General features: G+C 67.7%; 23 protein-coding genes. 8 read left to right on the top strand and 15 right to left on the bottom strand.

Going from position 1 to position 24,913, the window contains the following annotated elements:
* Positions 1 to 63: 63 nt before the first annotated feature.
* The 3 genes from KU887_RS27155 to KU887_RS27145 form a co-directional block, all read right to left on the bottom strand.
* Positions 64 to 2,547, bottom strand: coding sequence for a GH92 family glycosyl hydrolase (locus KU887_RS27155; protein ID WP_258256172.1), 2,484 nt, complete (start codon positions 2,545 to 2,547; stop codon positions 64 to 66).
* Positions 2,548 to 2,873: 326 nt separating this feature from the next.
* Positions 2,874 to 3,341 (bottom strand): cupin domain-containing protein, encoded by a 468-nt coding sequence (locus KU887_RS27150; protein ID WP_006488377.1) that lies wholly within the window; start codon positions 3,339 to 3,341, stop codon positions 2,874 to 2,876.
* Positions 3,342 to 3,462: 121 nt separating this feature from the next.
* Complete coding sequence (locus KU887_RS27145; protein WP_258256162.1) at positions 3,463 to 4,686, bottom strand: Zn-dependent hydrolase; 1,224 nt, start codon at positions 4,684 to 4,686, stop codon at positions 3,463 to 3,465.
* 144 nt (positions 4,687 to 4,830) lie between these two features.
* On the opposite strand from KU887_RS27145, the gene KU887_RS27140 reads away from it, so the two are divergent.
* Positions 4,831 to 5,748 (top strand): LysR family transcriptional regulator, encoded by a 918-nt coding sequence (locus tag KU887_RS27140; protein ID WP_006494622.1) that lies wholly within the window; start codon positions 4,831 to 4,833, stop codon positions 5,746 to 5,748.
* A gap of 3 nt (positions 5,749 to 5,751) precedes the next feature.
* On the opposite strand, the gene KU887_RS27135 is transcribed toward KU887_RS27140, so the two are convergent.
* The 3 genes from KU887_RS27135 to KU887_RS27125 form a co-directional block, all read right to left on the bottom strand.
* Complete coding sequence (locus KU887_RS27135) at positions 5,752 to 7,104, bottom strand: pyridoxal-dependent decarboxylase (RefSeq protein WP_059720987.1); 1,353 nt, start codon at positions 7,102 to 7,104, stop codon at positions 5,752 to 5,754.
* Positions 7,105 to 7,124: 20 nt separating this feature from the next.
* Positions 7,125 to 7,424 (bottom strand): helix-turn-helix transcriptional regulator, encoded by a 300-nt coding sequence (locus KU887_RS27130; RefSeq protein WP_006494624.1) that lies wholly within the window; start codon positions 7,422 to 7,424, stop codon positions 7,125 to 7,127.
* 176 nt (positions 7,425 to 7,600) lie between these two features.
* Positions 7,601 to 8,482 (bottom strand): LysR family transcriptional regulator, encoded by an 882-nt coding sequence (locus KU887_RS27125; protein ID WP_006494625.1) that lies wholly within the window; start codon positions 8,480 to 8,482, stop codon positions 7,601 to 7,603.
* A gap of 127 nt (positions 8,483 to 8,609) precedes the next feature.
* On the opposite strand from KU887_RS27125, the gene KU887_RS27120 reads away from it, so the two are divergent.
* The gene (locus tag KU887_RS27120) at positions 8,610 to 9,647 is read left to right on the top strand and encodes an aldo/keto reductase (RefSeq protein ID WP_174388417.1); all 1,038 of its coding nucleotides are present in this window, start codon (positions 8,610 to 8,612) and stop codon (positions 9,645 to 9,647) included.
* An 18-nt stretch (positions 9,648 to 9,665) separates the two neighbouring features.
* Here the strand turns inward: KU887_RS27120 and KU887_RS27115 are convergent, their stop codons facing one another.
* Complete coding sequence (locus KU887_RS27115) at positions 9,666 to 11,330, bottom strand: ABC transporter ATP-binding protein (RefSeq protein WP_258256151.1); 1,665 nt, start codon at positions 11,328 to 11,330, stop codon at positions 9,666 to 9,668.
* A gap of 280 nt (positions 11,331 to 11,610) precedes the next feature.
* The gene (locus tag KU887_RS27110; protein ID WP_258256150.1) at positions 11,611 to 12,336 is read right to left on the bottom strand and encodes a class I SAM-dependent methyltransferase; all 726 of its coding nucleotides are present in this window, start codon (positions 12,334 to 12,336) and stop codon (positions 11,611 to 11,613) included.
* A gap of 188 nt (positions 12,337 to 12,524) precedes the next feature.
* On the opposite strand from KU887_RS27110, the gene KU887_RS27105 reads away from it, so the two are divergent.
* Together KU887_RS27105 and KU887_RS27100 are read left to right on the top strand one after the other, a co-directional pair.
* On the top strand, positions 12,525 to 13,529 hold the full coding sequence (locus KU887_RS27105) for a hypothetical protein (protein WP_258258450.1): 1,005 nt from the start codon (positions 12,525 to 12,527) through the stop codon (positions 13,527 to 13,529).
* Between the two features lie 552 nt (positions 13,530 to 14,081).
* Complete coding sequence (locus KU887_RS27100) at positions 14,082 to 14,891, top strand: TlpA disulfide reductase family protein (protein ID WP_006494631.1); 810 nt, start codon at positions 14,082 to 14,084, stop codon at positions 14,889 to 14,891.
* 39 nt (positions 14,892 to 14,930) lie between these two features.
* On the opposite strand, the gene KU887_RS27095 is transcribed toward KU887_RS27100, so the two are convergent.
* Positions 14,931 to 15,962 (bottom strand): LysR substrate-binding domain-containing protein, encoded by a 1,032-nt coding sequence (locus tag KU887_RS27095; protein ID WP_258256148.1) that lies wholly within the window; start codon positions 15,960 to 15,962, stop codon positions 14,931 to 14,933.
* Between KU887_RS27095 and KU887_RS27090 the strand changes: the two genes are divergently transcribed.
* Entirely contained in the window at positions 15,961 to 16,560 is a 600-nt protein-coding gene (locus KU887_RS27090; protein WP_258256147.1) for an FMN-dependent NADH-azoreductase, read from the top strand. The two genes, KU887_RS27095 and KU887_RS27090, sit on opposite strands and share 2 nt — an antisense overlap.
* Before the next feature lie 125 nt (positions 16,561 to 16,685).
* Here KU887_RS27090 and KU887_RS27085 read toward each other — a convergent pair whose 3' ends face one another.
* From KU887_RS27085 to KU887_RS27075, 3 genes are read right to left on the bottom strand one after another with little or no spacing between them, the layout of a single operon-like run.
* Positions 16,686 to 17,870, bottom strand: coding sequence for a porin (locus tag KU887_RS27085; RefSeq protein ID WP_194131627.1), 1,185 nt, complete (start codon positions 17,868 to 17,870; stop codon positions 16,686 to 16,688).
* 56 nt (positions 17,871 to 17,926) lie between these two features.
* The gene (locus KU887_RS27080; RefSeq protein WP_194131628.1) at positions 17,927 to 18,721 is read right to left on the bottom strand and encodes an ABC transporter substrate-binding protein; all 795 of its coding nucleotides are present in this window, start codon (positions 18,719 to 18,721) and stop codon (positions 17,927 to 17,929) included.
* A 52-nt stretch (positions 18,722 to 18,773) separates the two neighbouring features.
* Positions 18,774 to 19,949 (bottom strand): M20 aminoacylase family protein, encoded by a 1,176-nt coding sequence (locus tag KU887_RS27075; protein WP_194131629.1) that lies wholly within the window; start codon positions 19,947 to 19,949, stop codon positions 18,774 to 18,776.
* Between the two features lie 155 nt (positions 19,950 to 20,104).
* On the opposite strand from KU887_RS27075, the gene KU887_RS27070 reads away from it, so the two are divergent.
* From KU887_RS27070 to KU887_RS27060, 3 genes are all read left to right on the top strand, one after another.
* Complete coding sequence (locus tag KU887_RS27070; protein WP_006494638.1) at positions 20,105 to 21,067, top strand: LysR substrate-binding domain-containing protein; 963 nt, start codon at positions 20,105 to 20,107, stop codon at positions 21,065 to 21,067.
* 87 nt (positions 21,068 to 21,154) lie between these two features.
* On the top strand, positions 21,155 to 22,021 hold the full coding sequence (locus tag KU887_RS27065) for an ion transporter (protein ID WP_258256143.1): 867 nt from the start codon (positions 21,155 to 21,157) through the stop codon (positions 22,019 to 22,021).
* Between the two features lie 204 nt (positions 22,022 to 22,225).
* On the top strand, positions 22,226 to 22,714 hold the full coding sequence (locus tag KU887_RS27060) for a heme-binding protein (RefSeq protein WP_027806392.1): 489 nt from the start codon (positions 22,226 to 22,228) through the stop codon (positions 22,712 to 22,714).
* Positions 22,715 to 22,785: 71 nt separating this feature from the next.
* Here the strand turns inward: KU887_RS27060 and KU887_RS27055 are convergent, their stop codons facing one another.
* From KU887_RS27055 to arsH, 3 genes are all read right to left on the bottom strand, one after another.
* Positions 22,786 to 23,457 carry a MarC family protein gene (locus KU887_RS27055; protein WP_258256140.1) on the bottom strand — a complete coding sequence of 224 codons (672 nt, stop codon included), beginning with the start codon at positions 23,455 to 23,457 and terminating at the stop codon, positions 22,786 to 22,788.
* A 150-nt stretch (positions 23,458 to 23,607) separates the two neighbouring features.
* Positions 23,608 to 24,060 (bottom strand): arsenic resistance N-acetyltransferase ArsN2, encoded by a 453-nt coding sequence (gene arsN2 / locus KU887_RS27050; protein ID WP_258256137.1) that lies wholly within the window; start codon positions 24,058 to 24,060, stop codon positions 23,608 to 23,610.
* A 113-nt stretch (positions 24,061 to 24,173) separates the two neighbouring features.
* A complete protein-coding gene (gene arsH, locus KU887_RS27045) occupies positions 24,174 to 24,896 on the bottom strand; it encodes an arsenical resistance protein ArsH (protein WP_258256130.1) in 723 nt (240 codons plus the stop codon).
* Positions 24,897 to 24,913 lie beyond the last annotated feature (17 nt).

Raw genomic sequence — 24,913 nt, 5'->3', positions numbered from 1 at the left:
GTTCGTCCCTCCCTCTCTCTGCGTCGATCCTGTCGGCAAGACCCGCTCTTCGATCCTCCCGCCCTATTGCGCGCCCGCCGCCCGCGGGAACGACGGCATCGCGGATGCATCGACGCCCCACGTCGCGGCGCTCGCATCCGCCGTCATCGCATACGTCAGCTTCCCGCCCTTCGCGATGTGCTCGAGCGGCAGCCACGCGGCGGGCCACGACGTGCCGTTCAGCTTCAGCGACTTCACGTAGAACGACGCGCTGTCGCCCGAACCCGCGCCCGGCGCGGCGATGTGCAGCAGGCGGTAGCTGCCGTCCTGCTGCCCGACGCGCACCGTGATCGCCTCGAACTGCGGGCTCGACAGCGCGACGCCGCTCACGCCCGGCACGACCGGGTAGAGACCGAGCGCGGCCCACACGTACCAGCCGGACAGTGCGCCGAGATCGTCGTTGCCGGGCAGCCCCGCCGCGCCGGGGCCAAACGCGTTGGCGAGCGACGCGTGCAGCACGCGCTGCGTATGCGACGGCGCGCCGGCCCACGCGTAGACCCACGGCACGGCCATCGTCACTTCGTTGCCGACGTAGAAATACGGCTGCTCGGTGCCGATGTTCAGGTGCGTGAAGAACGTGTCGAGCCGCTTGACGACCGGCGCGGCGCCGCCCGCCTGCGCGATCACGCCGGCGAGATCGTGCGGCACGTACCACGTGTATTGCTCGGCATTGCCTTCCATGAAGCCCGACCCGTCGGTGACCCACGCGCCGGCCGACGTCTTCGGCCGGATCGCGCCGCGATCGAACAGGTGTTGCCAGTTGCCGCTCGACTTCAGCAGCGCGCCGGCCGTCGCCGTGTCGCCAAGCGCCGTCGCGAAGCGCGACACCGCGAAATCTCGCAGCGCGTATTCGAGCGTGTTCGACGCGGTCTGGTTGTCGCCGCTGCCCGATGCGGGCACGTAGCCGAGCCGGTCGTAGTCCGCGCGGCTGCCCATCACCGGCGTGCCCGCGCACGCGGCGCCCGGCGCGGTACTGGCCTTCATGATCGCCAGCGCGGCCTGCGTATCGAAGTGCGTCGCGCCGAACGCATACGCGTTCGCCGTGATGATCGAGCCCGCATCGCCGGGCATCACGGCCGTCTCCGTATTGAAGTACGCCCAGCGCGGGAACGCGCCGCAGGCCTTCGCATCGAGCACGAGCGACTGCACGATGTCGCTGGTGCGCACCGGATCGAGCAGCGCCTGCAACTGGATGAACGAACGGTCGATGTCCCAGCCGGAGAAATTCGCGTACATCGTGCGGCCGTTTTCGACCTGACGCGTCGGCGCGGTCGATGCGCCGTTCGACGCGTAGAAATCCGGATACTGGCCGTTCACGTCGTTGAACACGTTCGGATGCAGCGACGCGTGATACAGCGCGGTATAGAACTTGGTCTTGTCGGCATCGCTGCCGCCCGCGACCTGGATCGCGTTCAGGCGCGCGTTCCATGCGGCGCTCGCCGCGCGGCGCACCTTGTCGAAACGCCAGTTCCGTTCGCCTCGCCCATCCGTTGCCGGATTCTCCGCACGCAGGTTCGCCTTCGCGTTCGCTTCGCTGACGAACGAGATGCCGAGCTTCATCATCACGTCCGGATGCTTGCTGTCGACGTTGAAGGTCAGCGTGACGGGGCGGTTGTTCGACAGCGCCGGCTTCGCCGCGAACGGCTGGCTGAATTCCGCGTAGTAGTAGACGGGCACCGCATGTCCGGCCCAGCAGAATCCGCCGCCCGCGATCGTGCCCGACAGCGCGCGGTCGCCGATCTGGCTGACCGTGTCGCTCGTCGTGCCTTGCGCGCGGTTGTTCAGCACGGTCGGATCGATCGCGATCGTCGCCTGCTGGCCCTGCGCGAGCGCCGGGTACGTGAAGCGCGCGAAGCCGGTGCGCAACGTCGTCGTCAGCTCGGCCTTGATGCCGTTGCCGAGCGTGACGCCGTAATAGCCGGCCTGCGCGGTTTCGTTCGCGTGATCGAACGTGGCCGGCGTGCCGGCGTCGCCGGGCGCGAGCTGCGGCATCACGTTCAGGTAGCCGCCGTTCGCCCAGCAGCCGGTGCCGCTCAGATGCAGGATGCTGAATGCGTTGATCGACGTGTCGCCGTACCAGTAGCCGCCGGAGAAACCGGAGCCGTCGCCCTTGCGCCCGTCGTATTGCGCAGTGGGCGTCATCGGGCTCCACTGCATCATCCCGAACGGCACCGTCGGCCCGGGGAACGTGCCGCCGCCGAGACCCGAGCCGACCGGGTCGGCCGGCTGGTCGGTCGCGTAGTCGGTGCCGATCAGCGGGTTGACGTACTGGACGACGCGGATGTCGGCGTTTTTCCTTGCCGCTTCGTTGCCGTTGCCGCTTTCGTTGCCGTTGCCGTTGCCGTTGCCGTTGTCGTTGCCGCCGTTGCCGCTCTCATTGCCCTGCGACTGCGCGGACGTCGACATGTTCGCCGCCACGGCCGACGGCGAATCGCCATCGCCGCCGCAAGAAGCCACGGCCACGCACAGCGCCAGCAGCGCCGTTCCCAACCCCCAGTTCCTCGACATCGCCTGTCTCCGTTTCGTTCTTGAATCAAGCCGTTGGTTCGAACTACTGAGCTTTCGATCAGGAATCTTTTCGTGACTTGTCGCGCCCCCGCGCAATCGGTCGAAAATGCCGGGCGCGTATTTATTTCCGCATTCTGGTATCCGAAAAAAGATGCGCCGACCTATCGAAATACCGGCGCCCAGAAACGGACAATGGGCACCAGCGTGCCCAAATAAACGCGTTTTCTCTACCCCGTGTTTTTACGAATTTTTATTTTGTTTATCTAAACAAAAGGCGATTGATTCGATTTTTATACGGAATCCGTCACGGCGAATGCAATTCGCCATTACGGCTGTTTCGGCAGCTCGACATACTCCTCGAGCTCGCCCGCGATATAAAGCCGCTTGCCGATTCGCGGGTATTCGCACACGTCGTGCTCGAGCCGCTGACCGCCGACGAGCAGCTCCAGCGGCGCATCGCCGGTGTTCTGCACCGTATGCGCGTCACCGCCGCGCGGAAAGCCGATGAAATCGCCGGGCCCGATTTCGCTGGCGTGCTCGCCGATCGTCACCGCGCCGGTGCCGGACAGCACGTACACGAATTCCTCTTCGTACAGGTGGCGGTGATATTCGGCCGATTCGTGACCGGGCATCAGCGTGAGCAGGTGAACGCCGAATTGGGTCAGCCCGGTCAGGTCGCTGAGCGGGCGCTTGAGACGAACGGCATTGGGATTGAGCGAATGCACCGCGCGCGTCGGTTCCATCTTCGCGATATCGGCGGCCTTCAGCAGTTCCCGGGGAAAGGGAGTCGACATGGGGATCTCGCAAGCGTGAATGCTTCGGTTGAACGCACGGCGCCGGCGCGGCGCGCGCAGCGGCCATTGTCCGACATTTTCACGCTGGCAAGGGCGCGCCGAACCGCACCCGGCGACGCAGTCAACGCGCGCAATCGGCCAGCAGGTTCGCCAGCACCGACGCGCCTTGCGCGAGGTGTACCGGATCGGCATCTTCCGCTTCGTTGTGGCTGAGCCCGGCCTTGCACGGCACGAACACCATCGCGGACGGCGCGACGTATGACAGGTTCACCGCGTCGTGCCCCGCGCCGCTGCACATCTCCAGGTATGGATAGCCGGCGGCGGCCGTCGCCTGCCGCACGCGCGCGACGCAGTCCGCATCGAACACCACCGGCGCGTATTCGGCGATCGTCTGGACCTGCACGCGCGTGCCACGCAGCGCGGTGCGCTCCATGCAGATCGCCTCGATATCGGCGACGAGTTGCTGCAACGCCGGCCGCGACGGGTGGCGCACGTCGACGCTGAAGCGCACCTTGCCCGGTATCGTGCTCGGTGAATTCGGCTGGCACGCGACATGGCCGACGGTCACGCGCGCGTCGGCATCGAACGCATGGCCGTGCGCGACGATCGCGGCGATCATCGCGGCCGCCACGCCCATCGCGTCGCGGCGCACGCTCATCGGCGTCGTGCCCGCATGCGACTCGAAGCCGGTCACCGTGACGTCGAGCTCGTAGATGCCCTGCACCCCCGTCACGACGCCGATCGGCAAGCCGGCCTGCTCCAGCACCGGCCCCTGCTCGATATGCGCTTCGAAATACGCTTTCGGCATCTGTCGCTCGCGCGCGGGGCCGGCGAAACCGGTGCGCTCGAGTTCGTCGCGCAGCAGCACGCCCGTCTGCATGCACGGGCGCGCCAGTGCGTAGTCGAGATCGAGCGCGCCTGCATAGACGGCCGAGCCCATCATGCCCGGCGTGAAGCGCGAGCCCTCCTCGTTGGTCCACGCGACGACGTCGATCGGGTGCCGCGTCGCGATGCCGTGCTCGTTCAGCGTGCGGATCGCCTCGAGGCCCGCGAGCACGCCATAGACGCCGTCGAAGCGGCCGCCGAGCGGCTGGGTGTCGAGATGGCTGCCGCACATCACGGCCGGCAAGCCGGGCTGCGTGCCGGGCCGGCGCGCGAACACGTTGCCGATCGGATCGATGCGGATCTCGCAGCCCGCGGCCTCGCACCATGCGATGAAGCGGCGCCGGCCTTGCGCATCGTCGTCACTCAGCGCGAGCCGGCAACTGCCGCCGTGCGCGGTCGCGCCGATCGTCGCCATCTCCATCAGCGAATCCCACAGTCTCTGCTGGTTCACGCGCATCATCGTCGCCGCTCCTGAAAAGCACCGAGCATATACACTCGATCCAATAAGAAAAATCCAAGATTTCGTTGTGGACGATAATTTTTACTTGTCACCCGGCGTTCCACCCGGACTCCCGTGCTTTCTTTCTCACTGGATCGATCGCCCATGAAGCTCAAGCAACTCGATGCGTTTCTCGCGGTCGCCGAGCATCGCACCATTCGCGGTGCGGCGCGTGCGCTCGGCGTCACGCAGCCGGCCGTCAGCGGCATCGTGCGCGAGCTCGAACACGAGCTGGGCGTGCCGCTCGTCGTGCGCAGCGTCAAGGGGATCGCGCTGACCGATTACGGCAGCGCATTCGCGATTCGCGCGCGGCTGATCGTCGAGGAGATCCAGCGCACGCGCGACGAGATCGAGCAGTTGCGGCTGGGCACGACCGGCTCGGTATCGATCGCGGTCAGCCCGACCGTCGCGTTGACGATCCTGCCGCGCGCGTTCGCGGCCTTCACGCGCGACCTGCCCGGCGCGACGCTGAACGTCGACGATGCACTGACCGCGACGGACCTCGCGCGGCTGCGCGACGGCTCGCTCGACTTCATCGTCACGCACCAACTGTCGAACGCGCTGCCGGACCCGGACGAATTCGCGAGCATTCCGTTGTTCCGCACGGCGTTCGCGGTCGTCGCGCGAAGCCGGCATCGGCTCGCGCGGGCCCGCTCGTTGCGCGAGCTCGTCGATGCGCACTGGTGCGTGCCGCGCTACGGCGAAGGCGGCGACGACCTGATCCGCTCGATCTTCATGCCGTTCGGCCTCGACGTGCCGAAACGCGTGGTGCACTGCCCGTCGTTTGCCGCGACGCTCGGGCTCGTGTCGCAGACGGAGGCGCTCGGCGTGTTCGCGCGACCGCTCGCCGACGTCGAACGCCAGTCACGCGGGATCGTCGCATTGAATCTCGCCGAGCCGATGCCGGCGCTGACGGTCGCGATCGTGATGCGGCGGCATGCGTTGCTGACGCCGGCCGCGCTGCACTTCATCGAGTGCCTGAAGGGTGCGTCCGCAACCGTGTCGGCCGCGGACGACGCGTGACGCTCACCCCACGTGCACGCCGCGCAGCTTCGTCAGCAACGCGACGAGGCGATCGATGTGCGCGTCCTCGGTGCGCCACGACGACACGCTGATCCGGAACGCCGGCCGCCCCTGCCACACGGTCGCGCCGAACCACACGTCGCCCGACGCCTGCGCGGCTTCGAGGATCGCCGCCGTTTCCTCGTCGGTGCCGGCGCGCACGAGCACCTGGTTCAGCACGACGCGGTTCAGCACGTCGTAGCCGGCCGCACGCAGGCCGTCCGCGACCCGCGCCGCCTGCGCGCAATGCCGCTCGACCATCGTCGCGACGCCGGCGCGGCCGAGCGAACGCAGCGCGGCCCACACGGGAATGCCGCGCGCGCGTCGCGAGAATTCGAGGTTCAGGTTCTTCTGCGCATCGTGCGCGCCGCTCAGGTAGACGGCGTCGCTGTTCATCGCGGTGGCGAGCGCGGCCGCGTCGCGACAGATCACCATCGCGCCGTCGTACGGCGTGTTGAGCCATTTGTGACCGTCGGTCGTCCAGCTGTCCGCGCCGTCGATGCCGTCCGTCAGCGCGCGCTTCGACGACGCGCGCGCCCACAGGCCGAACGCGCCGTCGACGTGCACCCACGCGCCGGCCGCCTTCGCGGGCGGAATCAACGCCGCGAACGGATCGAATTCGCCGGTGTTCACTTCGCCCGCCTGCACGCAGAAAATGGTCATGTCGTCGAGCGGCGGCAACTGCGCCGGGTCGATCCGGCCGTGCGTATCGACCGGCGCGACGACGATGCGCTTCATCCCGAAGCCGAGCACGCGCAGCGCCTTCTTCACCGTGATGTGCGCGAGCGCGGAGATCACGACTTTCACTTCCGGCGCGCCGATCAGCCCGTCCTCGTCGATATCCCAGCCCTTGCGCGCCAGCAGCGCGCGCCGCGCGGCCACCAGCGCGACGAGCGTGCAGGCCGTCGCGCTCGTGCCGAAGCCGACCGCGCTGCCTTCGGGCAACCCGAGCGCATCGACGACCCAGCGCGCGGCCTGGCGCTCGAGCGTCGCGGCCACCGGCGAATTCGCATACGACGACGCGCACTGGTCCCACGCGAGCATCAGCCGCTCGGCCGCCGCCGCGGCCGGCAGCGTCGCGCCGATCACGAAGCCGAAGTAGTTCGGGCCGTTCGATGCGACCGTCGCGGGCGTGCCGTGCTCGTCGAGCAGGCGCAGCACGTCGTCGGCCGGGCGGCCTGCATCGGGCAGCGGCTCGTCGAACGCGGCGAGGCCGGCGAGTGCGGCCGCGTCGGGAAACGCGCGCCGCTCGTTCGTTGCAGCCAGATACGCGTGCGCGCGCCGGTCGGCGTCGGCCAGCAGGGAAAGTTCGTCCATGTCGGTTGCCTCGGTCAGGGTCAGAGTTGCGAGAGATCGCGGCCGAGCCGCTGCAGCGCGCCGTCGATCCGCTTGTAGTACGTGAACTTGCCGACGCGGGTCGCCTGCACGAGCCCGGCATCCGCGAGGATGCGCATGTGGCGCGTGGTCGTGGCCGGCGCGATGCCGAGCTTCTCGGTGATGTACGTGCAGCACACGCCGAGCGCGTCGACGTCGCCATGCGGCTGCGGCGGGAAATGCTTGCGCGGTTGCCTGAGCCAGCGCATCACGGCCAGACGGCTTTCGTTGGCGAGCGCGCTGAGGCGGGTGACGTCGTCCATGGGGGTGCGGATTCGTTTAACGTTTTGAATATTAGCTAAATGACGAAATGTGGGCAATGCAGTCGAAGGGGGATTTCGACGCATGACGACGTTCGCCGGCATGCACCGGCGCACATTCGATGTGATCGCAGCGAGATCGCCGCTTCAACCGCTCGAAGCGCGTCAGGCAACGTGCTTCAGGCCAGCGCCTGTGCCAGCCTGTCGATCAACGCCCGCACACGCCGCGGCTGCGCCGCACGCCCCGGATAGACGATCTGCAGATCGACTTCGCCCGGCGAGAAGTCTCGAAGGATCTCGACGAGCGCGCCCGACGCCAGATCGCGCTCGACGTCGACCAGCGACTTCAGCGCGATGCCGTGCCCCGCGATGCACCACGCGCGCACGAGCGCCCCGTCGTTGGCGACGCGCCGGCCGCGCACCACCACGCGCTTCAATACGCCGTCGATGCCGAACGGCCATTCGGCATACAGCTCCTGGCCGAAGCGCATCACGATGCAGTCGTGCGCGGCGAGTTCGTCCGGGTGCATTGGCGTGCCATGTGCGGCGAGATACGCGGGCGACGCGCACACCACGCGCCGCGCACGGCCGAGCGAACGGCTGCGCAACGAACTGTCGGCCAGCGTGCCGCGGCGGATCGCGAAATCGAGCCCCTGCCCGACGAGGTCGACATACCCGTCGCCGAGATGCAGGTCGACCGTCACGCCCGGATGGTCGGCCAGGAATGCGTCGACGACGGGCACGACGCGCTCGCGCCCGAGATCGGCCGGCGCACTGAGCCGCACCGGCCCCGACAGCGTCTGCACGCCCAGCCGCACGCGGCTCTCGAGTTCGTCGGCCTCGGCCAGCAGGCGTCGCGCGCCGTCCACCAGCGTGCGGCCCTCGTCGGTCAGGCTGATCGCGCGCGTCGTGCGCGTGAGCAGCGCCGCGCCGTAGTGACGCTCGAGCGCCGTCAGCCGCTCGGACACCGTGGCCGGCGACAGACCGACCTCGCGACCCGCGGCGGCCAGCCCGCCCTTCTCCACGATGCGCAGGAACAGCGCGAGGTTGTCGAGCAGCATTGTTCGCCCCTTCCGAAGGATATTTTCGCCATCTTCTGGATTATCCGGGAATGGCGCAAACGGTACATTGATCGCCTGACGATCGATCCGCGGCCGCGCCGCGCCCATACGACGAAAGGAAACGCAGATGGAATACCGCACGCTCGGCCGCTCCGGCCTCCAGGTCCCCGTGCTGAGCTTCGGCGCCGGCACCTTCGGCGGCACCGGCCCGCTGTTCAGTGCATGGGGCAATACCGGTGTCGACGAAGCGCGCCGCCTGATCGACATCTGCCTCGACGCCGGCGTCAACCTGTTCGACACGGCCGACGTGTATTCCGACGGCGCGTCCGAGCGGGTGCTCGGCGCCGCGCTCAAGGGGCGCCGCGACCAGGTGCTGATCTCGACCAAGACGGGCCTGCCGACCGGCGACGGCCCGAACGACGCCGGCACGTCGCGCGCACGGCTGGTGCGCGCCGTCGACGACGCGCTGCGCCGGCTCGACACCGACTACATCGACCTGCTGCAACTCCATGCGTTCGACGCCGGCACGCCGGTCGAGGAAGTGATGTCGACGCTCGACGATCTCGTGCGCGCGGGCAAGCTGCGCTACATCGGCGTGTCGAACTTCGCCGGCTGGCAGATCATGAAGTCGCTCGCGGCGGCCGACCGGCATGGCTGGTCGCGCTACGTGGCGAACCAGGTGTACTACTCGCTCGTCGGCCGCGACTACGAATGGGACCTGATGCCGCTCGGCGCGGACCAGGGCCTCGGCGCGCTGGTGTGGAGCCCGCTCGGCTGGGGCCGGCTCACCGGCAAGATCCGGCGCAATGCGCCGCTGCCCGAAGGCAGCCGGCTGCATGAAACGGCCAGCTACGGGCCGCCGGTCGACGACGCGCGCCTGTACGACGTGGTCGATGCGCTCGATGCGATCGCGGAGGAAACCGGCAAGACGGTGCCGCAGATCGCATTGAACTGGCTGCTGCAGCGGCCGACCGTGTCGTCGGTGATCGTCGGCGCGCGCAACGAGGAACAGTTGCGGCAGAACCTCGGCGCGGTCGGCTGGACGCTGACCGATGCGCAGGTCGCGAAGCTGGACGCGGCGAGCGCGGTCGAAGCGCCGTATCCGTACTTCCCGTATCGCCGGCAGGCGGCGTTCGCGCGGCTCAATCCGCCGATGCGCGGGTAAGCCGTCGAGACCCGGGCATCAGGCCGGCACGCGTGCCGCGCCGAGCCGCACGACCTTGTCGGTCGGCCCGATGACCGAGCGCCGGTGCGTGATCGCGATCACCGTGACGTCGCGGGCCAGCAGCCGCACGTGCGCCATGATGTCGCGCTCGGTGGCTTCGTCGAGCGCGGAACTCGCCTCGTCGAGAAACAGCACGGTCGGATTGCCGTACAGCGCGCGGGCGATCGCGATGCGCTGGCGCTCGCCGCCGGACAGTTTCAGTCCGCGCTCGCCGACCGTCGTGCGGAACCCGTCCGGCAAGCCGTCGATGAACGGCAGGATCGCGGCCTTCGCGGCCGCGTCGCGCAGGCGCTGCGCATCGCACGGGCGGCCGAGCAGGATGTTGTCCTCCAGGCTGTCGTTCAGCAGCACGACGTCCTGCGGCACGACCGCCACCGCGCCGTACCAGTCGGCGCGATCGATCGTCGCGAGATCGACGCCGTCGACCAGAATGCGGCCGTCGGTCGGCTCGATCGATTTCAGCGCCAGCTTGAAGACGGTCGACTTCCCCGCGCCGGTTTCGCCGACGACGAACGTGATGCCGCCGCGCTCGGCCACGAAATCGACGTCGCGCACGCCGCGTCCGTTGCCGTACGCATAGCCGACGCGTTCGAACACGATGCGCCCGTCGCGCGGCGCGAACGCCGACGCGTGCGACACCTGCCGCTCCTCGGGCGCCGTCCACAGCGCCGCGAACGGCACGAGCGCCGCGCGGGAACGCGCACTCTCGTCGATCGAGCGCGCGAGCATGTCGAACGGCAGGTTCAGTTGCAGCAGCAGCGTATTGAACAGCACGATGTCGCCGATCGACAGCGCGCCGGCCGCATGACGCGGCAGCAGCAGCCAGAACGTGACGGAGAACTGGATCGCGAGGCCGAGCCCCAGCAGCGCGAGAAAGCCGACATGCTGCATCACGTACGCGCGCCAGTTGTCGCGTTCGGCGCGCGCCTTCTCCGCGAAACGCTCGCTCATCCAGCGATGGCTGCCGAAATGCCGGAGCGTTTCCATCGCGTTGATCGCGCCGCCGACGAACCGCGCATTCTCCTGCCCGGCCTCGATCGCGCGATCGAGGTACACGCGCGAGCGCCGCGCGGACACGATCGCGATCGTCACCGCGATCGCGCCATACGTAGCGGTGATGGCCGCCACTTCGAGGTTGATCAGCGCGCCCAGCGTGACGAGCGTGAAGACGATCTGCAGCGTGCCGGGGATCAAGTCCATCAGCGCCAACTGCACCAGCACCGACAGCGCCCGGCTCCCGCGCGTGTTCGCGCTCTGGATTTCCGCCGGGTTGTGCTCGACGAAGAACGCCGTGGTCTTCTTCAGGATGCGTTCGAAAAAGCGCGTGCTGGTGATGAATCCGAGATTCCCGGCACTCATGAAGGCAAGGTACTGCACGACGCGTTGCAGCGCGCTGGACAGGCCCAGCAGCACCGCGTAGACCACGAAGCCCGCCATGAGCGCGTGCGGCGCGCCGCGATGCGACAGCGCGTCGATCAGGCGCGAGAACAGATAGGGCGCGGCGACGGCGGTGACGCTCGATAGAACGACGACAGCCGCGACCGTCAGCAGCATCCGGCGATCGGCTTTCCAGTAGGCGCGCAGCACCTCGGTGATCGGATTCGGCGCGTGGTGTTTGTTCATGGCGCGAGAAGCGGGGTGCGGCCCGGACGGCGACTGACGGCCGAAAAGTCTAGCAGAGTGAAAGGCTGCGCGTTGAGGCGTCCGGGGCGCGTGACGGCAGCGATGGCCGCCAACCGGCCGCCCCGAGGACACTCCACGCTCCCTTCAATCGTCTTTTATAGCCTGACGGACACAGTTCGTGCCGGGGCGCTGCGCAAGGGCTACGGCGCCAAGCCGCAACTCACGGCGAAGAAAACCGACGTCCGCCGATTCAGTCCACCGGCTCGCGCCCCGGCCGCGCTCACCCCAGCGGCCGCGCCTTGATCCACAGAAACAGCGGCACGCGCGCCCACTGCTTCAGCAGATCCGTGTCGGCATGATCGGGCGGCGGCTCGCGCAGCGACACGATCGCGAACCCGGCCGCCTCCAGCGCCTCCATGTACGCCTGCAGCGGCAGCGACCAGCCCGCGAAGTGCATCGACAGCCCGTCGCGCGTTTCCACGCCGTCGAAATGCTCGCGCCCGAAATAGCTGCCCGTCAGCACGAACGGCGCATCGGGCTGCGGCCCGGCAAAGCCGCCGCGATCGCGGAACGGATGCACGAGCGAGATGAACAGCGTGCCGTCCGGCTTCAGCACGCGGCGCGCCTCGCGTAAGGCGCCCTGCATGTCGTCGAGGTCCATCAGCACGTTGTACGCCATCACGAGATCGAAGCTGGCCGCGTCGAACGGCAGCGCCGCCGCGTCCGCCAGTCGATAGCGATGCGCGGAATCCGCGCGGCGCGCGGCGTCGAGCATCGCGGGCACCGCGTCGCTCGCGGTCACGTCGTAGCCGAGCGCCTTCAGTTCGCGGCTCACGCGGCCTTCGCCGCAGCCGATCTCCAGCGCGACGCCAGTGCCGCGCCCGATGTAGGCCGCGAGCCCCGCGCGATATTTCCAGAACGCATCGTGGCCCGGCTTGCCGGCCCAGTCGATCCATTGATCGGCGACCCGCGTCCAGTGTGCGGTAATGGCTTTCGTGTCGATCATGCGTACTCCCGCCCGGTATGCGTCGTTGGCTCAGGATGCGCATGGTAAGCCGAAGCGCGACCCGTGTGCACCGATTAGCCGTTTGGCCAGTTTCCGTTTCCGGTCACGACGTTCTACAGTTACGAGAAAACCAGCCATGCCGCCGCGTCGCCCCGCTCGACGATGCGCACCGATTCCGAGGAAAGCCGATGCCGAGTATCTTCGCCGCGCCCGCCGACGCCCCGCCCAGCCCCGTCGCGGCGGAAACGCGCATGGTGCACGACGTGGCGACGCTGAAGCCGTCCGACTACCGCTCGGCGGACGGCGCGTCGTGGGTCATCTCGACCATCACGCCGGCCGCGGACAGCGGCGCACGCGTCACGGGCGATACGTATTTCGACACCGCGAAAGGCCAGACCGTCCCGGTACCCGACGCGCGCCGCCGCTATGCGAATCGCGGCACGTGGCAGGTCGTCGCGAGTTCGAGCCCGGCAGTGCCCGCGACGGGCCGCTACGACTGGCTCACGCTCGCGTGGCTGCCGATCAACCGGCGGCCGCTGCCGCAAACGCCCGAGCATCTGTATTCGCCGTTCATTCGCGGCGGCACGATCGTCTATCGGTGGAATCCGTCCGCGGAAGGCGGCGAGCAGTTCGGCAACGTGCGGATGATCTTTCCGGCGTGGACGCAGCAGGTGGCCGATGCGTTGCGGTCCGCACCCGCCGCGGTGCAGGACCGCGCGTCGTCGGCCCCGCAATCGGCGCTCGACCGCCTGAAAGCCGACACGAACCCGATGACCGCCGTGCTCGACTTCGGCGATGCGCTGCGCGACGAACCGGTGGAACGGATCGTTGCACGGCTGCCCGCGCTGCTGCGGGTGAAAGACCGGCATGAGCTGTCGGCGATCGTGTTCCTGTGCCTGTCCGCAGCGCGCGACGAAGACCGGCCGCGCTTCGTCGAAACGATCAACGCGACGATCGCGGGCACCGACGACCGCGCCCGCCTGCTGGCGATCGCGTATGGCGCGTTCGCGGCGGGGCGGACGCAACCGGTTCCATTTCGCGACAGGACGCTGAATGCGCTCATCGACGATGTATTCGGTGCGCTGAAACAGCGGACGGCGGCACTTGGCGTACCGGTCGCGCAAGGGTCGCCGTGGTACGAGTTCTTTACCGCGTATCGGCTTGGCGGCGCCGGTTCAGGCAAAGCCCCGTAACGCAGGGCCTCGCGTGTGCGAACGAAACGAACGGCGAACGAACGGGGAACGCACGGCGCGACGGCGGCCATCTGCGTCCTCGTTCATGTCACGCGTGAGTGAATGCCCGGTGCTCGCATCCGGCAACGTTCCTGTTCCGTTGAATCAGCCGATATGCACCGGCGTGCGGCCGCGCCCACCGACCGCCACAAGGCATTCACGCGCGCATGCATGACGCTGAAAAAGCGGCCGCTCGCGAGCGGAGCGGCCGTCAAGGAGAGATCCCTATGCGGGATACCGGCGGACACCACACCAGACCGGCCTGCGTATTGTTGATGAACGACATGCCGCTGACCATCAGACCGGTCCGATTCGCTGCATATCGGCGTGAACATCACGCAGTCCTGAGCTACGCGCGGACCTGTCACGATCCGCAACACGCCGTTACGTTCTCGGCGGGAACCCCCATACGCGGCAACCGGTCGAAACGCCGCACGACCGTCGACGGCCTGAATGCCGCGGCGGACCATCCGCTCACCTGCCCCGCTCGATCACGTCCATTCTTCCTATTTCATGCTGAGCATCGGTCCCTTCTCGATCCGCGTCGTCGCGGTCGCCGCCGCCGCGCTGCTGGCGTGGCTCGTCGCGCGCGTCATCCAGCGCCGTCCGCCCGACGGGCATCACAAGACCGCGTCGAGCCTGATCCTCGACGTGCTGCTGCTCGGGTTGATCGCCGCGCGCGTCGGTTATGTCGCGCAATGGTGGCCGGACTATGCGGCGTCGCCGCGCGCGATCGTCGCGCTCAGCGATGGCGGCTTCGACGCGCGCATCGGTATCGCGGCCGCGCTGGTGTTCGCCGGCTGGCGCTTGCGTCGCCTGCCGGCGCTGCGTCGGCCGGTGCTGGCCGGCATCGTCGCCGGCCTCGGTGCGTGGGGTATCGCGCAAGGCACGCTGGCGACGCTGCAGCGCGGCGCGCCGCCGCTTGCCGCGATGCCGCTCCAGGCACTCGATTCAACGCCCGTGTTGCCGGCGGGCTTCGTCGGCAAGCCGGTGGTCGTGAACCTGTGGGCGACGTGGTGCGCGCCGTGCCGCCGCGAGATGCCGATCCTCGAACAGGCGCAGCGCGACCATCCGGGCATCACGGTGCTGATGCTCAACCAGGGGGAAAACGCGCAAGCCGTGCGCGCGTTCCTCGAACAGCAGAGCCTGCGCTTCGATCACGTGCTGCTCGATCCTTCGCTGCACGCGATGCACGCGTATGGCTCGCGCGGGCTGCCGACCACGTTGTTCTTCAACGCGAAAGGCGAACTCGTCGAATCACACATGGGCGAGCTGACCGCCGCGCGGCTGAAGGACACCGTCACGCAGCGCTTCGGGCAGTAACGCCCGGCGACGGACCGGCAGCGGTGCCGCGCCGCTTCGTCACATCCGCGCTTCGACCGCGGCCAGCCGGGCGGGCAAGTGTTCCCGCAGCGCATCGACGGCGGCCCGCACTTTCAGCGGCAGGTGCGGCGTCGCCGGCCACACCGCGTGGATCGGGTAGACGACGCCCGGCTGCTCCGGCAGCAGCTCCCGCAACGCGCCGCCGCGCAATGCGTCGCGCACCAGCCAGTACGGCAGCCACGCGACGCCGAGATCGGCAAGGGCGGCATCCATCAACGCGCGCAGGTCGTCGGACAGCAGCCGGACGGCGGGCTGCAATTCCACGCGCTCGCCGTCGACGAGAACGGGCCAGCGATGCACCTGGCCAAAGCGCGTATAAGCCAGTGCCTTGTGCTGCTCCAGTTCCCGCCAGGTTTGCGGTTCGCCGTATCGGCTCAGGTAAGCCGGCGACGCGCAGAACGCCATCCGGTGCTCGCCGAGCGCTCGCGCGACCAGTCCGCTGCTGTTCGGCAACGTGCCGATGCGCACCGCGAGATCGAAGCGCTCCTCGACCAGATCGACGGACCGGTCGCTGAAGGACAACTCCAGATCGAGGTCCGGGTGCGCCTTCGCGACGTCGATCAGGATCGGCGCGACGCACAGATGGCCGAACAGCGTCGGCATCGACACGCGCAGCCGCCCTTTCATCTGCCACTTGCCGGTTTCGAGCAGCGCCTCGCCGGCCTGGATCTCGTCCATCGCACGCAGGCAATGCTCGTAGAACAGCGAACCCTCGTCGGTCAGGCTCTGGCTGCGCGTCGTGCGGTGAAACAGCACGACGCCGAGCCGTTCCTCGAGGCGCGCGATGCTTTTGCCGACGGCCGAGCGCGTGATGTGCAGCTTCTCGGCGGCCTGCGCGAAGCTGCTCGCGTCCACCGCGGCGACGAACACGTCGATGCCTTTCAGGTTGTTTCGCATCCGATTGGGGACAAATACACTACACAATGCGTCGATCTTATCGCTTTTGGCGATAAAAAGTGAATGATAGGATCGATTCCAGTCCTCGACATTCGCAAACGGAGTACGCACCATGGCCCGGATTCTCGTCCTCAAATCCAGCATCAACGGCAGCCAGTCGCATACCGGCACGCTGATCGATACGTTCCTCGCGCAGCGCAACGCCAACGGCCATGCCGACGACGTGATCGTGCGCGATCTCGTCGCCGACGCGCTGCCGGTGCTCGACAGCGAGCTGTTCCATGCGCTGCGCGGCGCGGAACACCCGAGCGAACGCGCGCGGCAGGCGATCGCGTTGTCCGACGCGTTGATCGCCGAACTCAAGGGCAGCGACCTGCTGCTGATCGGTGCGCCGATGTACAACCACAACGTGCCGACCCAGTTGAAGAACTGGTTCGACCTCGTCGCGCGGGCCCGCGTGACGTTCCGCTACACGGACACCTATCCGATGGGGCTCGTCGAAGGCGTCCGCGCGATCGTGTTCAGCACGCGCGGCGGCGTCCACGTCGGGCAGGCAACGGATGCGGTCACGCCGTACCTGCGCGCCGTGCTCGGCCTGATGGGTATCGCCGATGTGGAATTCGTCTATGCCGAAGGGTTGGACATGAAGCCGCACGGTTTCAACGCGGGACTGGAAAACGCGCGCCAGCAGATGGACGCGCTGCTCGCATGACCGGAGCGGGCCGGCTGGCGGGCTGCGTGAGCCTGCCGGCCGGACGCCTGCGCCAGTCAAACAACCAGCCGGCGACCGTGCGCGCGCTGCGCGATGCCGGCCGCCGGTCTCCGTGCTTCACGCGATCAGAACTTGTGCCGAATCCCCGCATGCACCATCAGTTGCTTCGACGTCGACGACAGATCGGCCGCCCCCGGGACGTACGCGTAATCGAGTGACGAGCCGGTCGCATCGCCGGCAATCCGCTGGTACGCGCCCATCAGATAGACGTCGGTGCGCCTGGACAGCGCGTAGTCGGCCATCAGCCCGATCGAATGGATCTTCGGCTTCGCGCTGCCCGCGGTCGTGTCGTAACGCACGGTCGTATACACGTACTGCGCACCGACGAAGCACGCCGGCGTGAACTGATACTTGCCGTTCACTTCGAAGTTCTGGTACTTGATCGCCGCGACCGTGCCGCCGGCAAGCGGCCCCGTCACCGGCTCGATCGTCTCGTCGCCGAACAGGTAGCCGACGTTCGCGGTCGGCCGCGTGACGTTGCTGTTCGTATACGCGAACCCGACCGTCGCGGGCCCGGCGGTGTAGTTGATGCCCGCGCCGAAAATCCGCAATCGCGCCGACGCGAAGTTCGCGTCCGCGCCGACCGTCCCCGCACCCGCGATCGCACCGCCGGCCGTCGCGCCCGGGTTGTCCGCGTTCAGGAATGCAGCGCCGACCAGCAGGCCGCCGTGCTCGTACTGCGCGCCGACGCTCCACTGACGGTTGTTCGCGAACCCGGTGTCGTTGCTGAAGCTGTACGTGCCGCCGAACGAGAAGCCGGCGAAATCCGGGCTCGCGTACTTGACCGTGTTGTTCACGCGGAACGTGTTGCCGGTATTGTCGTTGTCGAGCGGGTGCGAGAACGGGTAGACGCCCCAGCTACCGTTCGCGGTCGTCGGCGCAAGGTAATCGACGACCGAATCGTATTGCCGGCCGAGCGTGAGCGTGCCGAAGCGCGTGCTGCCCACGCCGACGTATGCCTGCCGCCCGAACAGGCGGCCACCCTGCGCGAGCGTGCCGCTGTTCACGTTGAAGCCGTTCTCGATCTGGAACAGCGCGCGGTAGCCGCCGCCGAGATCCTCGGTGCCCTTCAGCCCCCAGCGGCTGCCCTGCGCGAAGCCGCTCGCCATCTGCCACGCGCCGTGGCCGCCGACGTCGTTTGTATAGTCGATGCCCGCGTCGACCAGCCCATACAGCGTGACGCTGCTTTGCGCAAAGGCCGGCGCGACGCAAAGTGCCGGCATCGCGACGAAAAACCATCTCCAGTTCATTCGTTTTCCTTATTTATATGTCGATCGTTGTGCCGTACCACACGGCGCAGCGCGCGTTACTTCGCGCCGTAGATGTCGAAGTCGAAGTACTTGCGGTTGATCCGCCGATACGTGCCGTTCTCGAGAATCGTCGCCAGTGCGCGGTTGAACGCATCGCGCAGGCCGGTATCCTGCTTGCGCAGACCGAGGCCGTCGCCCTGCCCGAAGTACTTCGCGTCGTCGATCGGCGCGCCGGCGAACATGAAGTCCTTGCCCTGCGGTTTCTTCAGGAAGCCGTCGCTGGCCGCGATCGATGCCTGGAACGCCGCGTCGAGCCGCCCCGTCACGAGGTCGGCGTACACCTGGTCCTGGTTCTGATACGACTCGATCTGCACGCCGGCCGGCTGCCAGTTCGCGATCGCGTAGTCGGCCTGGGCGGAACCTTGCTCGACGCCGACGCGCTTGCCCTTCAGCGACGCGGCCGTCGGCAGCAGCGGCGAACCCTTGCGCGCGATCAGCCGCGCCGGTGCATTCGAGATCCGGTTCGTGAACGCGATCTGCTGCATCCGCTTCGGCGTGATCGTCATCGACGATGCGATGACGTCGAACTTGCGCGCGAGCAGCCCTGGAATCATCCCGTCGAAACTCGACTCGACCCACACGCAGCGCGCATGCAGCTCCGCGCACAACGCATTCGTGATGTCGATCCCGAAGCCGCTCAGCGTGCCGTCGGGCTGCTTGTATTCGAGCGGCGGATAGGTGGGATCGACCGCGAGGCGGATCTCCTTGCCCGTCCAGTCTCCCGCCTGCGCGCTCGCCGCGAGCGTCGTTGCCGTCAGCGCCACCGCGAGCGCCGCCATCCACTGTTTCATTGCCCGTCTCCTTTTGTCGTCGTTGAAGGTGAATCGAATCCGCGTGTCCGGCTCACGCGAGGTAGCGCTCCGCGAGCGCGATCCAGTAACTCGCGCCCGTCGCGAGGCACGCGTCGTTGAAGTCGTAGCCGGGGTGATGCAGTCCGCAGCCGGCCGCGCCGCCGCCGTCTCCGTTGCCGATCGACAGATAGCTGCCCGGGCACGCGTCGAGCATGAATGCGAAATCCTCGCTCGCCGCGATCGGCCGCACATGCGGAATCAGCGCGTCGTCGCCGCCCCATTCGCGCGCGACGTCGCGGGCGAACGCCGTCTCCGCCGCGTGATTGACCAGCACCGGATAGCCATGGCGATAGTCGATCTCGGCCGTCGCGCCATAGCTGTCGGCCTGGCCGTGCACGATCGCGCGGATGCGCCGCTCGAGCAGCGCGCGCACGTCCGGCGACAGCGCGCGCACGCTGAGTGCGAGATCCGCATGAGGCGGAATCACGTTCGATGCAGTGCCCGCATGGATCGAGCCGATCGACACGATCGCCAGTTCCTGCGGATTCACGTTGCGCGACACGACCGTCTGCAGCGCCATCACGATCGACGCGCAGACGACCACCGGATCGATCGTCGTGTGCGGCGCCGCGCCGTGGCCGCCACGCCCGGTCACGCGCACGCGCACCTCGTCGGCCGACGCCATCGCGGGCCCGTCGCAGAAGCCGAGCACGCCGGCCGGCAGGCCCGGCACGTTGTGCATCGCGAATACGGCGTCGCACGGGAACCGCGTGAACAGCCCGTCGTCGAGCATCCGCTTGGCGCCGCCGAGCCCTTCCTCGGCCGGCTGGAAAATCAGGTTCAGCGTGCCGGTGAAGCGCCCGCGCTCGGCCAGGCAGCGGGCCGCCGCGAGCAGCATCGCCGTATGGCCGTCGTGGCCGCACGCGTGCATCACGCCGTCGCGCCGGCTCGCATGCGGCAGCCCGGTCGTCTCGCGGATCGGCAGCGCGTCCATGTCGGCGCGCAGCCCGAGCCGCTTCCCGGCGCCGCGCACGAGCGTGCCGACCACGCCGGTGCCGCCGAGACCGCGCGTCACCTGATAACCCCATGTTGTCAGGCAGTCGGCGACGAGCGCGCTCGTCGCGTGTTCCTCGAAACCCAGCTCCGGATGCGCGTGCAGCCGGCGGCGCAGCGCGATCATTTCCGCCTCGATGGTCGCCATTTCGGGCGCTATGCGTGCTCGATCCAACCCTGTTACTCCTCGATAGATACCGCGTGGCGACTGCCGGAATGGCAGATCGTGGGCGAAATCGTAGGCAGCGAAAAAGCCGGCGAACAGTCGCAGTTTCGTTATGATGACAACCTTTCGTTGTCGGCATTCATCCCATCACACGGTCCCGCCCCATGAGCACGATCAAGTTGCATCAGTTGCAGGCGCTCGTCGCGAGCGCCGAAGCCGGGAGCATCCGCGGCGCGGCGCGCACGCTCGGGCTGTCGCAGGCGGCCGTCACGCGCGCGCTGCGCGAGCTGGAAGCCAGCGAACGCCTGCCGTTGCTGGTGCGCGCCCCGGAAGGCATCGGCTTCACCGACTACGGGAAGACCTTGCTCACGCACGCGAAGCTCGTCCTGAAGCAGCTCGAACATGCGCGGAGCGATCTCGAACGGATGCGCGGCCGCGTCGAGGGGCGGCTGAGCGTCGGCGTCACGCCGTGGCTGACGATGACGTTCCTCGCGGAAACCGTGCTGCAGTTTCGCGAGCGGATGCCGGACGTGCGCCTCGAACTCTACGAAGCGCTGATGGCCGTCGCGCAACCGCTGCTGCGCGACGGCAGCATGGATTTCGCGCTCGGCCACGTGCAGCCCGGCAGCGGCGCGCAGGAGTTCGCGTTCGAGCCGCTGCTGCGCTACGACACGTCGGTGATGGTGCGCGCCGGGCATCCGCGCGAACGCGCGACGTCGGTGCACGACCTGCTCGATTGCGACTGGGTGCTGAATTCGTCGGCCGACGGCCAGGCCGCGCTCATCGACTACCTGTTCACGCGGCACGGTGCGCGGATCGACGAACGGCGCATCGTGCGCGCGCAATCGGTCGCGATGTTGCAGACGATGCTCGAGCAGGCCGGCATGTGCACGTGGTGCCCGACGATCCTCGCCGCGGTACCGCCGTTCGGCGAGCGGATGCGCGTGCTGCCGCTGAAGGAGACCTTCGAGCCGAGCGAGCTCGGCATCGTCACGCGCCGCAGCAGCACGCTCGGCGATGCGGCGCGGTGCTTCATCGACTGCCTGCTGCACGTGATCCGCCAGCATGCGCGCTCGGCGCGCAAGGAGGATCTCGCGCTGTTCCGCACGCTCACGCTGCTGATCTGACCGCGAGCCCGGCACGTGATGGCGCGTCGGGCTCGAATCAGACTCGTCCGATAGGCCCGGCGATACGCGGCTCGTACACTCGGACGCATGATTTCGCCGATCCAGTCCTCCCTCGCCACGGCGCGCGATGCCGTCACGCATGTCGCGCGCCGCCCTTCGTTCCTGCGCAAGCTCGACATCGCGGTGCTCGCGCTCATCGTCGCGAGCGTGCTCGTCGTGATGGCCGACAGCGTGCAGGCGCTGCACCAGCAATACGGCCACGCGCTCTACGCGGCCGAATGGGCGTTCACGCTGCTGTTTTCCGCCGAGTACCTGCTGCGCCTCTGCACCGCGAAGAAGCCGGTCGCGTATGCGCGCAGCTTCTTCGGCATCGTCGATCTCGTGTCGGTGCTGCCGACCTATCTCGCGTTCTTCTTCCCCGGCCTGCATGCGCTGATCGACGTGCGGCTGCTGCGTCTGCTACGCGTGTTCCGCATCCTCGGACTGTCGATCTATCTCGAGGAAGGGCAGATGCTGATCCGGGCGCTCACGCGCGCGCGGCGCAAGATCTTCGTGTTCATCGGCGGGATGTTCGTGCTCGTCGTGATTCTCGGCACCGTGATCTTTCTGGTCGAAGGGCCCGAGCACGGGATCACGAGCATTCCGGTAGGCGTCTACTGGGCGGCGGTGACGATGAGCACGACCGGCTACGGCGACCTGACGCCCGTCACGCCGCTCGGCCGGCTGATCACGTCGTGCGCGATCCTGCTCGGCTACGGGATCATCGCGTTTCCGACCGGGATCATGGGCGCGGAACTCGTTGCATCGGCGATGGAGCGCAACAGGGCGAACGCGCGGCCGGCCGACGGCGACGGGCCGTGCTGCCCGCATTGCGGCGGTGCGCTCCCCGTGCAAGGTGCGGCGGATACCCATGCGCACGGCCGCGTGTCCGCCAAAGGCCGCGACGCTCGATAGCCGCGGCAAGAATAAGCCCTGTCCTATTCAGCTTCCCTTCCCGCTGGCCGACACTGAACTCATCGAGCGGACGACCGCGACCGATCGCTCCGGGCCGTAACGGCCTGCGCATCGGTCGCAAGCGCCGTCGGTTTTCAAGAAAGTTCGCATGAAGCCGCCCGCCCAATGCCCCGCTCGCATCCGTCATTTCATCGAGGAGTTCACATGATCATTCGCGCTACCCTCGCGACGCTCGTCGCCGCCACGCTGACGACCGCCGCTTCCGCCCAGGTGCTTCACGAGAAAAACCTGCCATTGAATCTCGCCGCCGACATCGCGCAGCAAACGATCCAGGCATGCTCGGCCAGCGGCTACGACGTGACGGTCACGGTGGTCGACCGCAGCGGTATCGAACGCGCGGTGCTGCGCGGCGACAACGCGGGGCTGCATACCGTGGATGCGTCGAAGCGCAAGGCCTATACCGCGCTGTCGACGAAAACGCCGACCGCCACGCTGGCCACGAACCTGCAGAAGAACCCGGCCGCCGCGCAGATGACGGCCATCGACGGCTTCCTGGTGCTCGGCGGCGGCGTGCCGATCAAGGCCGGCGACGAAGTGATCGGCGCCGTGGGTGTCGGCGGTGCGCCGGGCGGGCATCTCGACGAAGCGTGTGCGCTGCAGGGGATTGCGCGGGTACAAGCGAAGCTGATGTAACGAACCGGCCGCTCCCTGACGGAGCGGCTTTTTTATCGGGCGCCGACACAAACCGTGAAAGCGCCCGCTTCTCACCCCGCCTGCCCGCCCAGCATCTGCACGAACGCGGCCAAGCCCGTCAGCATGATCTGCACGCCCACGCACAGCAGCAGGAACGCGGACACGCGCATCGCGACCTTCGTCCCTTCGCTGCCGAGATAGCGCGCGAGCGTCGTCGCGCGGCTGTAGATCTGCCAGATCGCGAACGCAACGAGCGCCGCGACCGCCACCGACACGACACCCGACACCAGGTAATCGCTCGCCGTATGCGCACGATTGGCATGCAGCGCGATGCCGGCCGCGATCGAGCCGGGGCCGATCGTCAGCGGCACCGTCAGCGGAAAGAACGCGCGCGACATCAGCTTCTGCAGATCGTCGCCGCGCATGGCGACGTCACCGCCGGCCGGGACGTCCGGCGCGTTCAGCATCGACCAGCCGGCCACCGCCACCGCGAAGCCGCCGCCGATCCGCAACGCCTCCATCGAGATCCCGAAGAAGTTCAGCACCGGCGCGCCGACGAAGAAGATCACGAGCAGCGTGAAGAACACGTTCGTCGCGAGCTGCTTCGACAGGATCGCGCGCTCGGCTTCGGTCAGCGATTGCGTGCGTTCGAGAAACACGAACGCCATGCCGAACGGGTTGATGATGCCGATCAGGCCCGTGAAGCCGAACAGGATTTCAGGGATCAGGCGGTCGAGCTGCATCGCGATCGTGCTCTCCGGTAACGAACGGGAATAAAAAAGCGGCCAGTCGAGAAGACCGGCCGCAAAGAGGAGATATCTCCATGATCCGGCACACGGGGGTATGCCGGGCCGCAGAAACTTGATTGTCGGGAATGTGAACCGGGAAGGGAATCAGTCGAGTCTGATTTTGTCGTCGCAGACCATCAGCATCGCGACGGCCGATCCCGGACAGACACCCTGAAACTGGCTGGACGCCAGCAACGGCTCCGGCACCGCTTCGCGGGCGATACGGACGAAACCCTGCCTGACGAAGTAGTCTTCCGCCGTCGTGGTCAACAGTCCGACCGACTGGACGGCATGCGCGCGGCATTGCGCGAGCAAGCGCGTTATCAGCAGCCGCCCTACCCCGGCGCGACGCGCGTGTTCGACGACAGCGATCGAGCGAATGAGCGCATGGCGTCCGTGGAATTCGATGCCGCCACACCCCACGATGCCGGATACCCCACCGGCAACGACAAAATGCGGCAGGTGCACGGCAACGCCGGCGGTCGGCAAACCGCTGGCACGAAGCAGCGCCTCGATCGAGGTCAGATCGGATTCGGTCGCTTGACGAAGAAGTGCCATGGTTCCACCCCGGTTTGCGGTGACATCAATCCCTGCGCCCAACACGCTCGCACAAGCCCGATGCGCCGCACCGGAACGTGCCCGATCGCCCCCGCGTTCATTCGATGGCGATGCTAGATACGCGCTTGATTGACGCGTTTCGACAGTTCTTCCGCGCTTTCCTTGCGCTCGCTATACCGGTCGACCAGATAGGGACCGACATCGCGCGTGAGCAGCGTGAACTTCACGAGTTCTTCCATCACGTCCACGACGCGATCGAAATACGCGGACGGCTTCATCCGCCCCGCCTCGTCGAATTCCATGAACGCCTTGGCCACCGACGACTGGTTCGGGATCGTCAGCATGCGCATCCAGCGCCCGAGCACGCGCATCTGGTTCACCGCGTTGAACGACTGCGAGCCGCCGCTCACCTGCATCACCGCGAGCGTCTTGCCTTGCGTCGGCCGGACGGCACCGACCGACAGCGGAATCCAGTCGATCTGCGCTTTCATGATTCCGGTCATCGCGCCGTGCCGTTCCGGCGAACACCACACCATCCCTTCCGACCACATCACGAGCTCGCGCAGCTCGACCACTTTCGGATGACTGTCGGGCGCGTCGTCGGGCAGCGGCAGGCCGCTCGGATTGAACACGCGCACTTCGGCGTCCATCGCCGCGAGCAATCGCGCGGCTTCCTCGATCAGCAGACGGCTGAACGAACGCTCGCGCAGCGAGCCGTACAGCAGCAAGAGCCGCGGCGGATGCGTCGATGGCGCCGCAGGTCGCAATTGCCCGGCGTCCGGCACACGGAACAGTTCGGCATCGAGTTGCGGCAGGTCGTTCAGGTAGTCAGCCATGGATAAATACTCTCGTG

The organism is Burkholderia sp. EMB26 (assembly GCF_024730645.1).
GTDB lineage: Bacteria > Pseudomonadota > Gammaproteobacteria > Burkholderiales > Burkholderiaceae > Burkholderia > Burkholderia cenocepacia.
The sequence above is the reverse complement of the archived record's forward strand: the minus strand, read 5'-3'. Positions and strand labels throughout refer to the sequence as shown.

Excerpts from the sequence above, each read along its gene's own strand:
- KU887_RS27070 (WP_006494638.1), top strand. The coding sequence starts at position 20,105 with ATGAGCACGATCAAGTTGCATCAGTTGCAGGCGCTCGTCGCGAGCGCC.
- KU887_RS27095 (WP_258256148.1), bottom strand. The coding sequence starts at position 15,962 with ATGGTGCGTACTCCGTTTGCGAATGTCGAGGACTGGAATCGATCCTAT.
- KU887_RS27090 (WP_258256147.1), top strand. The coding sequence starts at position 15,961 with ATGGCCCGGATTCTCGTCCTCAAATCCAGCATCAACGGCAGCCAGTCG.
- KU887_RS27135 (WP_059720987.1), bottom strand. The coding sequence starts at position 7,104 with ATGGACGAACTTTCCCTGCTGGCCGACGCCGACCGGCGCGCGCACGCG.
- KU887_RS27120 (WP_174388417.1), top strand. The coding sequence starts at position 8,610 with ATGGAATACCGCACGCTCGGCCGCTCCGGCCTCCAGGTCCCCGTGCTG.
- KU887_RS27115 (WP_258256151.1), bottom strand. The coding sequence starts at position 11,330 with ATGAACAAACACCACGCGCCGAATCCGATCACCGAGGTGCTGCGCGCC.
- KU887_RS27130 (WP_006494624.1), bottom strand. The coding sequence starts at position 7,424 with ATGGACGACGTCACCCGCCTCAGCGCGCTCGCCAACGAAAGCCGTCTG.
- KU887_RS27110 (WP_258256150.1), bottom strand. The coding sequence starts at position 12,336 with ATGATCGACACGAAAGCCATTACCGCACACTGGACGCGGGTCGCCGAT.
- KU887_RS27060 (WP_027806392.1), top strand. The coding sequence starts at position 22,226 with ATGATCATTCGCGCTACCCTCGCGACGCTCGTCGCCGCCACGCTGACG.
- KU887_RS27125 (WP_006494625.1), bottom strand. The coding sequence starts at position 8,482 with ATGCTGCTCGACAACCTCGCGCTGTTCCTGCGCATCGTGGAGAAGGGC.
- KU887_RS27065 (WP_258256143.1), top strand. The coding sequence starts at position 21,155 with ATGATTTCGCCGATCCAGTCCTCCCTCGCCACGGCGCGCGATGCCGTC.
- arsH (WP_258256130.1), bottom strand. The coding sequence starts at position 24,896 with ATGGCTGACTACCTGAACGACCTGCCGCAACTCGATGCCGAACTGTTC.
- KU887_RS27150 (WP_006488377.1), bottom strand. The coding sequence starts at position 3,341 with ATGTCGACTCCCTTTCCCCGGGAACTGCTGAAGGCCGCCGATATCGCG.
- arsN2 (WP_258256137.1), bottom strand. The coding sequence starts at position 24,060 with ATGGCACTTCTTCGTCAAGCGACCGAATCCGATCTGACCTCGATCGAG.
- KU887_RS27155 (WP_258256172.1), bottom strand. The coding sequence starts at position 2,547 with ATGTCGAGGAACTGGGGGTTGGGAACGGCGCTGCTGGCGCTGTGCGTG.
- KU887_RS27145 (WP_258256162.1), bottom strand. The coding sequence starts at position 4,686 with ATGATGCGCGTGAACCAGCAGAGACTGTGGGATTCGCTGATGGAGATG.
- KU887_RS27100 (WP_006494631.1), top strand. The coding sequence starts at position 14,082 with ATGCTGAGCATCGGTCCCTTCTCGATCCGCGTCGTCGCGGTCGCCGCC.
- KU887_RS27140 (WP_006494622.1), top strand. The coding sequence starts at position 4,831 with ATGAAGCTCAAGCAACTCGATGCGTTTCTCGCGGTCGCCGAGCATCGC.
- KU887_RS27105 (WP_258258450.1), top strand. The coding sequence starts at position 12,525 with ATGCCGAGTATCTTCGCCGCGCCCGCCGACGCCCCGCCCAGCCCCGTC.
- KU887_RS27080 (WP_194131628.1), bottom strand. The coding sequence starts at position 18,721 with ATGAAACAGTGGATGGCGGCGCTCGCGGTGGCGCTGACGGCAACGACG.
- KU887_RS27085 (WP_194131627.1), bottom strand. The coding sequence starts at position 17,870 with ATGAACTGGAGATGGTTTTTCGTCGCGATGCCGGCACTTTGCGTCGCG.
- KU887_RS27055 (WP_258256140.1), bottom strand. The coding sequence starts at position 23,457 with ATGCAGCTCGACCGCCTGATCCCTGAAATCCTGTTCGGCTTCACGGGC.